Origin of the sequence: Sulfuricurvum sp. (genome assembly GCF_019163035.1) — a bacterium.
In the GTDB taxonomy this organism is placed as follows: domain Bacteria; phylum Campylobacterota; class Campylobacteria; order Campylobacterales; family Sulfurimonadaceae; genus Sulfuricurvum.
On sequence record NZ_JAFLKV010000023.1, the window covers coordinates 16,219 to 31,451 of the forward strand.

General features: G+C 40.7%; 12 protein-coding genes. 8 read left to right on the plus strand and 4 right to left on the minus strand.

Annotated elements, in window-relative coordinates:
• The first annotated feature begins 77 nt into the window (after nucleotides 1-77).
• From JZU62_RS02190 to JZU62_RS02225, 8 genes are all read left to right on the plus strand, one after another.
• A complete protein-coding gene (locus JZU62_RS02190) occupies nucleotides 78-662 on the plus strand; it encodes a prepilin-type N-terminal cleavage/methylation domain-containing protein (protein ID WP_295011462.1) in 585 nt (194 codons plus the stop codon).
• A 7-nt stretch (nucleotides 663-669) separates the two neighbouring features.
• Nucleotides 670-1,164: a hypothetical protein gene (locus JZU62_RS02195; RefSeq protein WP_295011464.1), complete on the plus strand. Its 495-nt coding sequence runs from the start codon at nucleotides 670-672 to the stop codon at nucleotides 1,162-1,164.
• A 41-nt stretch (nucleotides 1,165-1,205) separates the two neighbouring features.
• Complete coding sequence (locus tag JZU62_RS02200; RefSeq protein WP_295011466.1) at nucleotides 1,206-2,768, plus strand: ATPase, T2SS/T4P/T4SS family; 1,563 nt, start codon at nucleotides 1,206-1,208, stop codon at nucleotides 2,766-2,768.
• Nucleotides 2,758-3,798: a type II secretion system F family protein gene (locus JZU62_RS02205; RefSeq protein ID WP_295011468.1), complete on the plus strand. Its 1,041-nt coding sequence runs from the start codon at nucleotides 2,758-2,760 to the stop codon at nucleotides 3,796-3,798. Before JZU62_RS02200 ends, JZU62_RS02205 begins: the two co-directional genes overlap by 11 nt.
• 11 nt (nucleotides 3,799-3,809) lie before the next feature.
• Complete coding sequence (locus tag JZU62_RS02210; RefSeq protein WP_295011470.1) at nucleotides 3,810-4,466, plus strand: hypothetical protein; 657 nt, start codon at nucleotides 3,810-3,812, stop codon at nucleotides 4,464-4,466.
• Between the two features lie 97 nt (nucleotides 4,467-4,563).
• A complete protein-coding gene (locus JZU62_RS02215) occupies nucleotides 4,564-6,993 on the plus strand; it encodes a flagellin (RefSeq protein ID WP_295011472.1) in 2,430 nt (809 codons plus the stop codon).
• 205 nt (nucleotides 6,994-7,198) lie between these two features.
• Nucleotides 7,199-9,628 (plus strand): flagellin, encoded by a 2,430-nt coding sequence (locus JZU62_RS02220; protein ID WP_295011474.1) that lies wholly within the window; start codon nucleotides 7,199-7,201, stop codon nucleotides 9,626-9,628.
• Between the two features lie 69 nt (nucleotides 9,629-9,697).
• Nucleotides 9,698-11,695: a 6-hydroxymethylpterin diphosphokinase MptE-like protein gene (locus tag JZU62_RS02225; RefSeq protein WP_295011476.1), complete on the plus strand. Its 1,998-nt coding sequence runs from the start codon at nucleotides 9,698-9,700 to the stop codon at nucleotides 11,693-11,695.
• A gap of 11 nt (nucleotides 11,696-11,706) precedes the next feature.
• Here the strand turns inward: JZU62_RS02225 and JZU62_RS02230 are convergent, their stop codons facing one another.
• From JZU62_RS02230 to JZU62_RS02245, 4 genes are all read right to left on the minus strand, one after another.
• Complete coding sequence (locus tag JZU62_RS02230) at nucleotides 11,707-12,342, minus strand: pseudaminic acid biosynthesis-associated methylase (RefSeq protein ID WP_295011479.1); 636 nt, start codon at nucleotides 12,340-12,342, stop codon at nucleotides 11,707-11,709.
• The gene (locus tag JZU62_RS02235; RefSeq protein ID WP_295011481.1) at nucleotides 12,335-13,693 is read right to left on the minus strand and encodes an amidase; all 1,359 of its coding nucleotides are present in this window, start codon (nucleotides 13,691-13,693) and stop codon (nucleotides 12,335-12,337) included. The genes JZU62_RS02230 and JZU62_RS02235 overlap by 8 nt, the downstream gene beginning before the upstream one ends.
• Complete coding sequence (locus tag JZU62_RS02240; protein ID WP_295011483.1) at nucleotides 13,690-14,823, minus strand: N-acetyl sugar amidotransferase; 1,134 nt, start codon at nucleotides 14,821-14,823, stop codon at nucleotides 13,690-13,692. The genes JZU62_RS02235 and JZU62_RS02240 overlap by 4 nt, the downstream gene beginning before the upstream one ends.
• Nucleotides 14,820-15,233 (minus strand): GNAT family protein (locus JZU62_RS02245; protein WP_295011485.1); only part of this gene is annotated, 414 nt, incomplete at its 5' end. The genes JZU62_RS02245 and JZU62_RS02240, both read right to left, overlap by 4 nt.

Genomic DNA, 15,233 nt, shown 5'->3' on the forward strand with positions numbered 1-15,233 from the left:
AACTTCTCCTCCTTTTTCTAAAGTTTTTTTTTCAATTGTCGATTTAGTACAATACCGTGTTATAAAAGGAGTTTGACATGTCCTATCCGTACAATGGAAAGAGAAAAGGTATCTCTTTAGTAGAGATGACGATTGCTGTTATCTTATTTGGCGTTTTATCAACGATTGCGATGTTGTATTACAAAAGTCTATTCAACATCGATTTAACTGCTAAGAAAGCTCGTGTAGCTGCTCTCATGGATCAAGCATATCAGCTCTCCGGTGCATATGACGTTTTTGTCGCGCAACAAGGGGTTTCTCCAAGTCTTTCCGATCTAACAGATTTTAACGCATCTAACGTCCTCATCCTTAGAAGCTTGCCACGCGATATTCGTGAAATGACAACTACAGGGTGGGAACTCAATATTACTTCCGCAAATGGGCGTCCAGCATTTCAGTTTCCAATTGATCTCAATGGAACCAGTTATCAAAGTTTAAAAGATGACGATTTATACTGTGCCATTTTTAACCATGAGCTTAACAATTCTGTTGAACTCAATGTGACGAACAACACAAATTTTGGTGATATGAATGCGAGCTATGCTTTATATGGGGATGAATTTTGTTTTTCTGAAGATACTGGCGGCGGCATTTATAAACATTGGGTTATGATTGTTAAATAGGAAAAATGTGTCACGAAAAGCTTTTACCCTCGTTGAGATAGCGATCACTATTTTCTTAGCAGGCTTGCTAGGAAGCTTGGGATATTTTTACCTCAATACATCATCGCTCAAAAGATCTCAATATAAAACGGCGGTTCAATCGCATATCAATCTGATTGAATCGATGGTTTTTCAGTGTAAAAGTCTATCTGAACAATTTCCGAAAGAACTCAATACCTCTACAAATGCATCCGATACCCTTTTAGGTGATTTGGAATGCAACACCTCTATCCCGTATTCGTTTGATGGGGGGAGAAATGGGTTTGTACCCGTTCCCCCAAGCGGCTTTACACCGTATAGGGCAACAGAATCAGGTAGTGAATTTTATATAGTAACAACTGCTGAAAACAGTTCTATCCAAGATGAAGCTCTTCAAAAGCTAATCCCCAATTACACCTCCCGGCAGGCAACATTGGATCATAATAGCACTTCGGCAACTTTCAAATTTTATCTCTCACGCTGAACATTGATTTTTTGTGTTATAATTAAACCAAAAAGTACCTAATGAACATCAAGAAGATACTAACACCGAAACAGCTTGAAGTATGCCAAAAAGAGCAGTACTATTATCAGCAAATCGGTATAAAAAAACATCTTCTCGATATTGCACTTTCTCACCACTTCATCCAAAAAAAAGAGACTTCCAAAACCTATAACCTTGAGCTTATGAAAGAGTTTGAGATAGTCATCGCTGAAGAGCGTGATGACGTTCTCAAAATTTTTCGCAAAGAGCTTTTAGGAGATAAACGTCTTGCCGAACTAAGTGCAAAAGTGCAAAAAAAGGTTGAGCAAAAAAATATTCCTGTACGTGAATTTCAACAAAAGTACATAGCTCTTCTCCGTGTTGATCCAGAAAGTATTGAACGTAAAATCAAACAGTTCAATGCCATGGATTATGAAGAAGATGACGTTATTGATATATTTGAAATGTTACTCGAATATGGGATTCAACGTTCTGCCAGTGATATTCATGTGAACGCGTATGACTCATTTTATTGGCTTCGCTACCGTATTGATGGAAAAATTATTGCCCGTTTCTTACTTAATCATGAGCTCGCAGGACGTTTTGCTTTGATTATCAAAGAGCGATGTAACATCGACATGATTAATGTCAACGTTCCTCAGGGGGGAAGTTTTTCACGTGATTATGAGGAGCGTACTATCGATTTTCGTATCGAAATTGCCCCCTCCCAGTACGGAGAAAATATCGTCTTGCGTATTTTGGACAAAGCGAGCAATATTAAGTCTCTTAACACTTTATTTCCGAAAAATCACCCGATGTCAGAGCACGTTCACCATTTTGTCAACCAATCCAGTGGCTTTTTTCTCGTCGTAGGACCTACCGGTAGCGGTAAAACTACCACCCTTAATGCAATTTTAAATCAACGAGATCGTTTGCATGAGATTGTCTATACCATTGAAGATCCGATTGAGTATAAAATCGATTTTGTTACCCAGTATCAGATTAATGAAATGAGCGGTTTTACCTTTGCCGAAGGGATGAAATCGATCATGCGTCAAGACCCCGATGTGATTGTAATCGGGGAGATGCGTGATCGTGAATCGATTCTTACCGGACTAAAAGCCGCGCACAGTGGACACATGGTTTTTTCCACCCTCCATACCCCCAACAGTTTCATGGCGATGGAGCGTATCCGTGATGAGGGGGGGGACTTGTTTATTCTCGCCTACTCCCTCAGTGGAGTTGTTGCACAGAGACTTATCCCCAAACTTTGTAGTTGCAAGAAACCCTGTGACGTTGAAGATGGAAAAACATTTTTTGGATCTGAGCGTTACGGTTATGAGAAAGTTGGCTGTATCCGATGTAATTTCACCGGCTACAGTGGACGCTCACTCCTTATGGATATGGTCTTTATCCCTGGAGATATGAAAGTACGCTATCAATTCTACCTCGCCCTTAAAAACAGTACGGTATTTAAAGCATGGGAACATTTTATCACCTTTAGCTATTTTCAATCCGCCGCCTATTTATTCGAAATGGGGCAATGCGATTATGAAACACTTTCCCATGAATTGTTATCCCTAGGATACGTTCATGAAACCTGATATCCTCACCCTCTTAAAAACGCTCCAACTCTCATTAGAAAATGGAAAAAGTCTCACCAGTGCACTCTCTTTACTCCAGAAAGCGTCTAAAGAGAAAGGAGAAATCTCTGCATACACCAATATAACCCGCTCCATCCAAGAGGGAGCCTCTTTTTCTAAAGCGGTAGAAAAGCATGTCTCTCCTTCCCGTGATATTATTCAGTTTGTAGCGATGGCAGAACAAGGGGGATCATTTGTCAAAACGCTCAAATCGGTTGTGAGTTATCTGGAAATCAAAAATAAATTTCATCAAGAATCAAACGATAAAATAGCCCTCCCGATGATCTATTTTACGTTAACCGCAATCATCATCATTTTCGTCCGTTTTTTTGCCGTCCCGTTTCATATCGAAGAGGCAAAAACATATGATCCAAAAATTTATGCCATCGTTGCAGAACATTTAGACATGGCTCTTATTTTAAGTAATGTATTGTTTGGCGGATTAATCCTCTTTTCAGCCTACTTTTTTATTGTTATGATTGCCCTCTTTAACTACTCAGGAACCATACAAGGGTTAGCAAAACGATACGCTTCGTATCTTCCTATGTCCTCAAAAATCATTGAATACTTTGAAAAATTTATACTCCTCAGTTTACTCAGTGCGATGCTAAAAAATGGAGTTTCGTTAAAAATAGCCCTTCAAACCGCTACTAAAAGCACGCTCATTCCCCGTATCAAAAAGCAGTTCAATGGAATTCTTACCAAAGTGAGCCGAGGTGAAAAAGACTTTTGGTCAATCCCTTTTTTTGAAGATATTGAACAACATCTTCTCACTGGGGCTGGAACCGTAACACAGCTGGGTGAAATGTTGGAACAATTTGCTGATCGAGCAAGATTGAATGCTCTCACCATGGCAACCAAGTTTTTCCGTATTATTACCATACTGGCTATTTTGCTGTTAGCCTTTGCAGTATTTGTCGAATTTTTTACCATAGTATTGACACAGGTGTTGATTCAACAAGAAATCATTACACAAGCAGGACGTGCATAATGAGAAAGGGGATGATGCTTGTTGAGGTTATGGTTGCAATTATCATGGCGGGTATTCTCGCCGCCGTACTCTCTACAATGGGATACTACACCATCATCCAAGGAAATACCCTCAAGCAGCAAAACAGTAAAACGATGTTAGAAGTAATTCGAAGCCGTCTACTCAATACCGCATCAAATCCTGATAGTGATGCTTATTTTGAATTGCTTAAAGAGGAGAGCAATTCTACCGTTCCAATTAGTGTCGGCTTAGGAAAAGATGCCTGGGGGCATAATATTTTTTATGCTACCTATGATTTTGGTACTCAAAATACATTTAATCCTTTATATGCTGATACAAATACCTCAATATCACTTAATGCTAATGTATTAGGACGATTGGTCAGTTTGGGAGAAGACGGTATTCTACAAACCGCTGCAACCGATACAACGGCAAAAGGTGATGATATTATGCTCGAAATTGGAATTGGGGAAACGAACCATTTAAAATTGTATAGTGGTTCTGAAGTCACTACCCAAACTCGCGGGTACAACAGTGCTATCGTTGCCCTATCGGGGGATCCACTCCCCATTTCTCCTATCAATGGAACTCTTTTATATCTACGTGACATCAATGTAACTAAGCTATACGATGCCAATGCCTCCACTTGGGTTCAAATTTCTCCCTAATCACTAAAGTTTTTTTTTTATCCTCCGATATAGTCTGTAACAGCAAGGATGCTGAACTAACTTAAGAGCAAAAGCTCTTGCGATAAAAGGATTTATCATGGGTTTCAGAATTAACACAAATATTGCAGCTATGAACTCACACAGTAATAGCGTTATGAACAATCGTAATTTGGACGATTCATTGTCAAAATTAAGTTCAGGTCTTCGTATTAACAAAGCCGCAGACGATGCTTCTGGGATGGTTATCGCGAATTCACTTCGTAATCAGGCCAACTCACTCGGTCAGGCGATCTCTAACGGTAACGACGGTATCGGCTTGATCCAAACAGCAGATGGTGCTCTCAATGAGTATGCAAAAATCCTTGATACTATTAAAACCAAAGCGGTTCAAGCAGGTTCTGATACTCAAAATACTACATCTCGTCTTGCGATCCAAAAAGATATCGACCGTTTGATGGAAGAGCTTGGAACAATTGCAAAAACGACTTCGTTTAATGGACAAAAGCTTCTCTCCGGTTCATTTGCAAACAAACAAATTCAAATGGGTTCAGGTTCGAACGAAACCATTAAATTCTCTGTTGCTTCGGCTGAGACTAACCAAATCGGTCATACTTCTCGTGCAACTATGAACGTCGGTACTGACATGGGTGGTGAAGTTCAACTCAACCTCACCAGTGCATTGACAGGCAGAGATATCACACTTAAATCTGTCGATCTTCAGTACAATAACAAAGCAGAAAACGGAATGGGTTCAATCGCAAGTGAGATTAACAAATACAGCGGAGAAACCGGTATCAAAGCTAAGGCTATTGTTGAAACAACGTCGACTTCTGCTGTTGCAGCGGGATCTACTGGAAGCGATTTTGCGATCAACGGTGTTAAAATCGGTGCGATCAACGTTTCTGTCAATGATAACTCTGGTACATTGGTATCGGCAATCAACTCTAAAACATCTCAAACAGGTATTGCGGCAACGGTCAGTACTGATGGTAAATTAACCTTGAAATCAAACGACGGACGTGCGATTGAGGTTACTGGAGACATGGCGGGCGTTATCGGTTCAAGTGCAAAAGAGATGTCTACTCTTGGACATATCGAATTGATACAAGGGGGTTCTAGCGAATTCCAAATCACCGGTAACGGTGCTGGAGCAACGGGTGCGGATATCGTTATCAGTGCTGCGACGACAACTATGGTTGCAGATTCTGTTATGGCTGCAGGAAGTACACTTGCAGCAGGAAGTACATTGGCTGCTGGTTCTACTGTTGGTGGAGCAGTTGTCAACAGTTCAGCAGAGGTATTGACACGTGATGCGACATTAACAGTTGGTTCGATTATTGCGAATGGAAGTACGATTAAAGAAGGAACAGCTCTTGGTGCAAAAATAACAGTATCATCTGCAGCAGGAGCTATCAATCGAGATATGTATGTGACTGCTGGTAGTACACTAGCATCAGGAACGACATTAGGTATTGGTACAGTTGTCGGTGAAGATGTTAGCCTTTCAGGGGTGAGCTATACCAAAGGTACAGTGCTTACAAGTGCCGTGAGTGTTGGTGCAACTTCAGGATTAACATTAACGACAGACTGGACGTTGAACTATAATGGTGCTACTGGTAATACAACACTTGGTTCAGGGTCTGTTCTAAATGCAGGTACTGTGTTAGGTAAAGATGTCGGAACCACGGGTACCGCAACGACAACAGTGGATATGACTGTTAAACTTGGTTCAACACTTGGAATCGGTACAACATTCGCTGCAGGTTCAGTAGTAGGGTCGGACACAGCGATTACTGCAGCAGTTACGACAATTCAAGCGACAGATCTCAAGGCAGGTTCAATTCTTTTGACTGGGTCAACGTTGAAACAAGGTTCTACGATCGGTGCGTCAATCAATGTTTCAGGAACTACGACACTTAGCGCTGACATGAAAATTACAGCTGGAAGTACTCTCGCAACAGGTACGGTTCTTAAAGCAGGTACCGTACTCGGAAGTGATATGAGTGCCAGTTCGAATGCAGGAAATGTAGCTATTCCGGCTGGGACAAAACTTTCATCCGACGTTACCATCGCTGGTGCAACGTACAGTGTTACCAACGATATGGTTTTATTAAAAGGTAGTGGTACAACATTGGGTGCTATCGGAGGTGGATCTATTTTGGCTTCGAATACCAACTCTCAAGGGGGAGTCAGTCTCACCAATACAGAGTTTACAAGTTTGGCAGGAATCAACGTACAAACATTCGACGGTGCTATGAAAGCAATCGATACGCTTGATGCGGCAATCACCGATCTTGACAGCATCCGTGCTGACCTCGGTTCGGTTCAAAACCAACTTGTGGCAACAATCAACAACATCAGCGTTACCCAAGTCAACGTTAAAGCGGCAGAGTCACAACTACGTGATGTCGACTTTGCAGCAGAATCGGCAAACTTCTCAAAATATAATATCCTCGCACAATCAGGTTCATATGCCATGAGCCAAGCGAATGCCGTACAACAAAACGTCTTGAGATTGTTACAATAGTAACAAGATCGTATAGCAACCAAAAGGTTGCGTAATACGTTTCTGTGAAAACGTTCTAAGACTTCTTCTGCAGTCTTAGTCTTCACTCCTTGATCGAGCTTTTCGCTCGGTCAGTTCTTCTCTCTTCTTTTTTAAACTTTGGAACATATTTTGCTTATAGTCGGTTTAATAGCGCATGGACGCAAAACTACCGTAAGGATTTATCATGGGTTTCAGAATCAATACAAACATTGCAGCAATGACAGCTCACACCAGTTCAGTCATGAACAATCGTAATTTGGATGAGTCACTCTCAAAATTAAGTTCAGGTCTTCGTATTAACAAAGCCGCAGACGATGCTTCTGGGATGGTTATCGCGAATTCACTTCGTAATCAGGCCAACTCACTCGGTCAGGCGATCTCTAACGGTAACGACGGTATCGGCTTGATCCAAACAGCAGATGGTGCTCTCAATGAGTATGCAAAAATCCTTGATACTATTAAAACCAAAGCGGTTCAAGCAGGTTCTGATACTCAAAATACTACATCTCGTCTTGCGATCCAAAAAGATATCGACCGTTTGATGGAAGAGCTTGGAACAATTGCAAAAACGACTTCGTTTAATGGACAAAAGCTTCTCTCCGGTTCATTTGCAAACAAACAAATTCAAATGGGTTCAGGTTCGAACGAAACCATTAAATTCTCTGTTGCTTCGGCTGAGACTAACCAAATCGGTCATACTTCTCGTGCAACTATGAACGTCGGTACTGACATGGGTGGTGAAGTTCAACTCAACCTCACCAGTGCATTGACAGGCAGAGATATCACACTTAAATCTGTCGATCTTCAGTACAATAACAAAGCAGAAAACGGAATGGGTTCAATCGCAAGTGAGATTAACAAATACAGCGGAGAAACCGGTATCAAAGCTAAGGCTATTGTTGAAACAACGTCGACTTCTGCTGTTGCAGCGGGATCTACTGGAAGCGATTTTGCGATCAACGGTGTTAAAATCGGTGCGATCAACGTTTCTGTCAATGATAACTCTGGTACATTGGTATCGGCAATCAACTCTAAAACATCTCAAACAGGTATTGCGGCAACGGTCAGTACTGATGGTAAATTAACCTTGAAATCAAACGACGGACGTGCGATTGAGGTTACTGGAGACATGGCGGGCGTTATCGGTTCAAGTGCAAAAGAGATGTCTACTCTTGGACATATCGAATTGATACAAGGGGGTTCTAGCGAATTCCAAATCACCGGTAACGGTGCTGGAGCAACGGGTGCGGATATCGTTATCAGTGCTGCGACGACAACTATGGTTGCAGATTCTGTTATGGCTGCAGGAAGTACACTTGCAGCAGGAAGTACATTGGCTGCTGGTTCTACTGTTGGTGGAGCAGTTGTCAACAGTTCAGCAGAGGTATTGACACGTGATGCGACATTAACAGTTGGTTCGATTATTGCGAATGGAAGTACGATTAAAGAAGGAACAGCTCTTGGTGCAAAAATAACAGTATCATCTGCAGCAGGAGCTATCAATCGAGATATGTATGTGACTGCTGGTAGTACACTAGCATCAGGAACGACATTAGGTATTGGTACAGTTGTCGGTGAAGATGTTAGCCTTTCAGGGGTGAGCTATACCAAAGGTACAGTGCTTACAAGTGCCGTGAGTGTTGGTGCAACTTCAGGATTAACATTAACGACAGACTGGACGTTGAACTATAATGGTGCTACTGGTAATACAACACTTGGTTCAGGGTCTGTTCTAAATGCAGGTACTGTGTTAGGTAAAGATGTCGGAACCACGGGTACCGCAACGACAACAGTGGATATGACTGTTAAACTTGGTTCAACACTTGGAATCGGTACAACATTCGCTGCAGGTTCAGTAGTAGGGTCGGACACAGCGATTACTGCAGCAGTTACGACAATTCAAGCGACAGATCTCAAGGCAGGTTCAATTCTTTTGACTGGGTCAACGTTGAAACAAGGTTCTACGATCGGTGCGTCAATCAATGTTTCAGGAACTACGACACTTAGCGCTGACATGAAAATTACAGCTGGAAGTACTCTCGCAACAGGTACGGTTCTTAAAGCAGGTACCGTACTCGGAAGTGATATGAGTGCCAGTTCGAATGCAGGAAATGTAGCTATTCCGGCTGGGACAAAACTTTCATCCGACGTTACCATCGCTGGTGCAACGTACAGTGTTACCAACGATATGGTTTTATTAAAAGGTAGTGGTACAACATTGGGTGCTATCGGAGGTGGATCTATTTTGGCTTCGAATACCAACTCTCAAGGGGGAGTCAGTCTCACCAATACAGAGTTTACAAGTTTGGCAGGAATCAACGTACAAACATTCGACGGTGCTATGAAAGCAATCGATACGCTTGATGCGGCAATCACCGATCTTGACAGCATCCGTGCTGACCTCGGTTCGGTTCAAAACCAACTTGTGGCAACAATCAACAACATCAGCGTTACCCAAGTCAACGTTAAAGCGGCAGAGTCACAACTACGTGATGTCGACTTTGCAGCAGAATCGGCAAACTTCTCAAAATATAATATCCTCGCACAATCAGGTTCATATGCCATGAGCCAAGCGAATGCCGTACAACAAAACGTTCTTAAGCTTCTGCAATAAACTTCTTTTCCCGATACGAGCCATTGGCTCGATCATCTTCTTAACACCGACATTTTATCAGGGGTGATTATGCAACAGGCACAACGCAAAGCACTAGAAACATATAAAGAAAATTTAGGCTATTTAGCAAAGCATCATGTGGCATTGCATGACAAGCTTATTCTTCTTGACAATGCATTCGCAAATGGATTCTATCCTGAACGCTATTCCCTTGAATATAAAGATGAGGGTTATTTTGACGTTATGGAAAATGATTCCGGTCATTATCTTTACGGTGAAAATTCGCTAATCTACGCAAAGAGAATTACTGATTCTATAGATTTTACTCGGACGAATGGGGTTTTCGAAGCACAACGCTATGTCGATTTCAGTCCGGAAATGCCTGATATAATCGATCAAAGTGAATTGCATTTTCACAATGCACTGTGGGCTACTGCAAAAATAGTGGAATATTCCAAAAAAATTTCACCAAGATCAAGCTCAATGAAACAAGTCTATAAACTTTTATTCTTAGGCATTGGGCTAGGTGTTCATATTCAAGGTATCACTAAAAAATTGGGGGCAAAAATTGCCTTTTTACAAGAGCACAATCTGGAACTTTTCCGACTATCACTCTTTGTAACCAATTATGCAAAATTAGCAAAACAAACAAATTTATTTATTTCAATAATGGAAGATGAAGAAACTAAAAAGCAAACTTTTATCAATTTTTTGGAAACAGGAAATAATTATAACCTTTATCTAAAACAAATATCTTTAACAGAAGAATACCAAAAAGACCTTTTTCAATATCAGAATTACGTTATGATGCAAGAGCATATTGTTTATCCCTATAGTGCTTATTTACTTCGATTCATTGATTCACCGCGTTATATTGTAGAGGGATATTCTTTTTTAAATGTGTCTCGCATATATACAGATTCTTTATTGAGTAATAAACCTGTATTATTTCTTTTTTCTGGACCTTCGACTGCAAAAAATATTGAGTGGATACAACGAAATAAAGAGTGCTTTATCATAGTAACAGCGCTATCAACATGCAGATATTTAAATAAGCAGGGAATTCAACCTGATATTGTTATCCATATAGATCCAAACGAAGAAGGGAGTTTGGATCTTATTGAAGGTATTAATGAAAACTTTTTTAATGAATCAATTATTATTCTAGCTTCTAACACTCATCCGAGTGTCGTCAAACGATTCTCTATGAATCAGATATACATGATTGAACAAGGTACAAATTACAAATCTGGTTTTGGGCAATTTAGCTCCCCTTCTGTTGGAGAGTATGCATATGGTCTTTTCTTAATCTTCGGTACTTTTGATCTTTATATATTGGGAATTGATTTGGCATTGGATCCAGACACCCTTTCTTCTCATAGTCCTGAACACCCTTTGGCTCATGTAGCTAAATTAGGAAATAGTGACTCTGTTAATCTCGATTACACTGTTATTACTGTAGCAGGAAATTTTATTCCTACTGTCCCAACGTACACCATGCATGTATTATCAATTGAACAATTCGGTCGTATGAGTCAGATATTTAAAACAAACCAAAAGATTTTTAACCTTAGCAATGGTGCTTTTTTAGAGGGAGCAGAACCGTTGTATGCAGAAAATATTGATATGCAACAGTATATTTCGCTTGATCGAAAACAAGTTCATAACGATTTAAAAATATTTTTTGATTCTATATCATCGAATGAATTTCGTAAAGAAGATCAAGAACTTATTCGTTATCAACTTAATGAGGCAAAAAAACTCAAGACCATCATTAGTAAATTTAAAAAACAAAAATTTGCGATGTCTGCACTGTATATTATTGCGTTGGCAAAGCTTAATCAAGAACTTTCTGATTTGAATAAAAAAACAGGTTCAGATTTAGCTGAAGTATATTATCTCTATTTCAAAGTGGTGTTTAGCTATATTTGTGAAATTTTTAATACACAAAACCTTGAACAGCAAAAAGAGCATATTAATGCTGTTAATACTATTTTAATAGCTCAACTAGATAAAATTGCTAATGCATTTATTAACAGATTTGAAGAATATTTAAACGTAAAGTGACCGTTTGTTAATTAGCAACACTCACGTTTTTCAAACAAGAACCAGTTCATGTCCTCCTGCCCGTGTTTTGGGTCTCTTCCATAAAAAAAGCCATAATCAACAAGGAGCAAATCAGGATATTTTTCCCACATTTCTCCTGCAAAATCACGTTTAAATAACTTCTCTTTATGTCCACGGTAATCGAGCTCAATCGGTGATGGACTATGATATTCAACCATGCATATATAGCGTTTACTCGCATTATACATGTGTTCATAAACATTACACAATTCGCTAGGATCAATATGAATCAAAACTCCTTTTGAAAAAACAAAATCATATTGTTGTTGTGCATGAAAAGTCAAAATTGATTGATGGTGAACCGTTAAATTAGGAATTTTACGAAGGTGATCAACAGCTGTAGCATTAATTTCAATACATGAAAGATGGGTTTGTGGCAATAAATTACGAATTGCATGCATATTCATTCCGATATTGGCACCAAATTCGATAACTGAATCAACATTGGTATAAAGATTTTGAAAAACTCTAGCAAAAATGGAAGTATTAGAAGCAATTAGATTTTGCCCCTGATTACGTACAATATAATTATCTCCAAATTCCCCTGCCCAGAACTTCTCCTGTTCAGTATTAAATTCGTTAGTCATTTGATAGTCCTAATATTGAGATTGGGGTAATGGGGTGGATCGTATTTAATAAATTAATAGAGACTAAATACTTTAAAAAATCCAGTAAAAATTTATCATTGTATTTACGTGAAACGGCACTAACCCCAATCGGTAAGTTGTTAGGTCCTCTCAATACTGGTAAAGTAGCAATTGGCAATCCCAGATAGGTCCAAATCAAATTTGCATCCGGAATATCCGGTGTTGTTAAACCAACAGGAGCTTCATCAGCCGTAGCAAGAGTAATTAGTATATCGAAAGATTCCATCCATTTATCAAACTCGCGTGTTTCGCGGGATTGTTTTTCGAGAGCTTCTTGATACTGCTCTTTTGTAATACGGAGTCCCTCTTGGATGATATCATAAAAAATAGGACTCATTAACTCATGATTAGCGTATTCATCTTTAAAATAATACGCAAGAGATCTGTCGTAAATACTCTGATGTGTTGCATGAATCGTATCGCAATATGTGGGAAGAGTGACCTCTTCGATTTCTAATCTCGAATCCTGCAACTTTTCACACCACTGAGCAAATTGCTCTTTGGCATACGGTGAGGCTTCATCCCATCTCGGATGTTTAACAATACCGATCCGATAAATTTTATCAGGTACAGAGACGTAATTATCAATGTATTGATGGACAAATTCATAGTTCTCTCCCCGTACACGGGAAGCTTCAAACATCAAATCCAAATCAGCAACACTCCGAGCGAAAAACCCGAGTGTATCCAACGAATCGGTTGTTTTCAACACACCAATACGCGGCAATACACCAAATGTCGGTTTAAATCCGTAAATACCACAATAGCTCGCAGGTCTGCTGATAGATCCCGCCGTTTGGCTTCCCAGTGCAACCGGAACCATCCCCGTTGCTACGGCAACGGCCGAACCGCTAGAGGAGGTTCCAGGTGAGCGGCGAAGATCGTGAGGGTTACACGTTTTATCCTGATAGTGAACCGCGAACTCCGCCGTTACCGTTTTGCCTAACATTAGGGCACCTGCGCGGCGAAGATAATGGATAAGACGTGCATCATTACCAGGGGTAAAATCATGCCACAGAGGTGAGCCCATTTGGGTCGGCATATCAAAGGTGTTGTAAATATCTTTCACACCGACGGGAATACCGTAAAGGGGATAGTCGTCTTGGTTATAGGTTCGGATTTTAGTGAGTTGTGCCTCTATCGCCGCTTCATCGAAATATTCCCACGCGTTGACAATAGGATCAATATCACGGATCCGCTCTACACAGCTTTGGGCAATCTCTTTGGGTGTCGTAGCGGACGATTTCAACAGAGCCAATAATTCGGTGGCAGTACAATCAGCTAACTTCATCGGCTCTCTCTGAATTTTCCTTGGCGCATCGCTTTAAGGACAGTGTTGTATTCGTCTTCGGTGATGTTTGCCATATCTAAAAATTCATCCAAATAGGCAGGGCGCTGTTGGTCGTACTTTTTAGCGATTTCAAACCCCTCTTCACGGGTGAGCAATCCGGCACGGACATCCGCGCTTGCTTGATCGGTTCCTCGACCGAATCCCCGTTTAACGTACTTCATGTGATCATGTAAGGTTTCGAATTTGCATTCGTTCCCTTTGAACCCTTTGTAGTGACCTGGGCGGTGCTCTTCACGCCAATCATACTCTTTTTTGATAAACTCCATCTGACGCTCATCATCCCAAAAGAGATAATCTCCCAGATGTAACCCCACCACTCCGACACGTTCAATATCCTCGAAGCTTGGCAACTCAAACGGTTTTAGATCTTTACGGGTAATCTCTTCATCAATCATCTGTTCAGGATAGAGTTTTGCGGAGACTTTGGTGAAATAGTCACGATCAAATTTTTGGACGTTATCGCGAAAATCGGCACGACCGCTACTCTCGCACACCGACTCTCCCCAGATAAGGAGCGGAATATTGAATTTAACGGCTATCTGGAGCGGAAACGCACCGACACCCGCATGACAATGCCAGCAGGAATCTCCGATTTTATAAAACGATTTGACAAACAGTTTTTTCACCAATGCTTTATTGGGGGTGAACATAATGTGATCGATTTCAAGTTTTTCGAGGGCATTTTCGAGATTATATTTACCTGTCTCTGAGTACCAGTTATGGTTAAACGTAACAGCGAGCGGTTTCATCCCGTACACTTTTTTGAGGACATGAAGCTGAAAAACACTGTCTTTCCCGCCGCTGATCGGAATAATACAATCGTAGTTATCACCCGCCTTCTCTTTGTAACTCTCTAGCGTTTCACGAAGCACCGCTTCACTTTTTTTCCAGTTGATCCGCATCTTTTGCTCTTGCGCACAACACGCTAAACAGATACCGAGTTCATCAAACTGCATCCCCTCATTCGAGCTGGGCATACAACATCGTGTACAGTATTGTAGATACTCTTTATAAAGCGGCTCTCCGTAGCTATCAGGTGACGTATCGGTAAAAATCATTTGTTTGGTCATAAAGTCTCCTTTTCAGAAACGGTGTTGAGTAATCCATATTCCACTATATCGGCAAAAATGCCATTTTTAAAAAGGGCTTCACGGCGTCGCCCCTCTTCATTCATGCCGAGCTTCAACGCCAACTTTTGCATACCGATATTCTCTGCATGGGTACCGCAATAGAGACGATGAAGCGAACAAGTACCAAAAGCATACTCCAACAAAAGCGCTCCCGCTTCATAGCCGATCCCGCTTCCATACACAGAGGGATCTCCTATCAAAATAGCCAATTCTGCACTGCGATTTTTAAGTGAGATTTGCTGTAGTGTAATATTGCCGACATGGCGATCATTCTCACGTAAACAAATCGCAAACACATCCACACTGGGATTATCAATCACACTCTTTATATACGATTGTGCCATCTCTCT

Bases quoted from the DNA above. Each gene is read 5' to 3' on its own strand.
- JZU62_RS02240 (WP_295011483.1), bottom strand. From the start codon at position 14,823: ATGACCAAACAAATGATTTTTACCGATACGTCACCTGATAGCTACGGA.
- JZU62_RS02210 (WP_295011470.1), top strand. From the start codon at position 3,810: ATGATGCTTGTTGAGGTTATGGTTGCAATTATCATGGCGGGTATTCTC.
- JZU62_RS02225 (WP_295011476.1), top strand. From the start codon at position 9,698: ATGCAACAGGCACAACGCAAAGCACTAGAAACATATAAAGAAAATTTA.
- JZU62_RS02200 (WP_295011466.1), top strand. From the start codon at position 1,206: ATGAACATCAAGAAGATACTAACACCGAAACAGCTTGAAGTATGCCAA.
- JZU62_RS02230 (WP_295011479.1), bottom strand. From the start codon at position 12,342: ATGACTAACGAATTTAATACTGAACAGGAGAAGTTCTGGGCAGGGGAA.
- JZU62_RS02205 (WP_295011468.1), top strand. From the start codon at position 2,758: ATGAAACCTGATATCCTCACCCTCTTAAAAACGCTCCAACTCTCATTA.
- JZU62_RS02220 (WP_295011474.1), top strand. From the start codon at position 7,199: ATGGGTTTCAGAATCAATACAAACATTGCAGCAATGACAGCTCACACC.
- JZU62_RS02215 (WP_295011472.1), top strand. From the start codon at position 4,564: ATGGGTTTCAGAATTAACACAAATATTGCAGCTATGAACTCACACAGT.
- JZU62_RS02190 (WP_295011462.1), top strand. From the start codon at position 78: ATGTCCTATCCGTACAATGGAAAGAGAAAAGGTATCTCTTTAGTAGAG.
- JZU62_RS02235 (WP_295011481.1), bottom strand. From the start codon at position 13,693: ATGAAGTTAGCTGATTGTACTGCCACCGAATTATTGGCTCTGTTGAAA.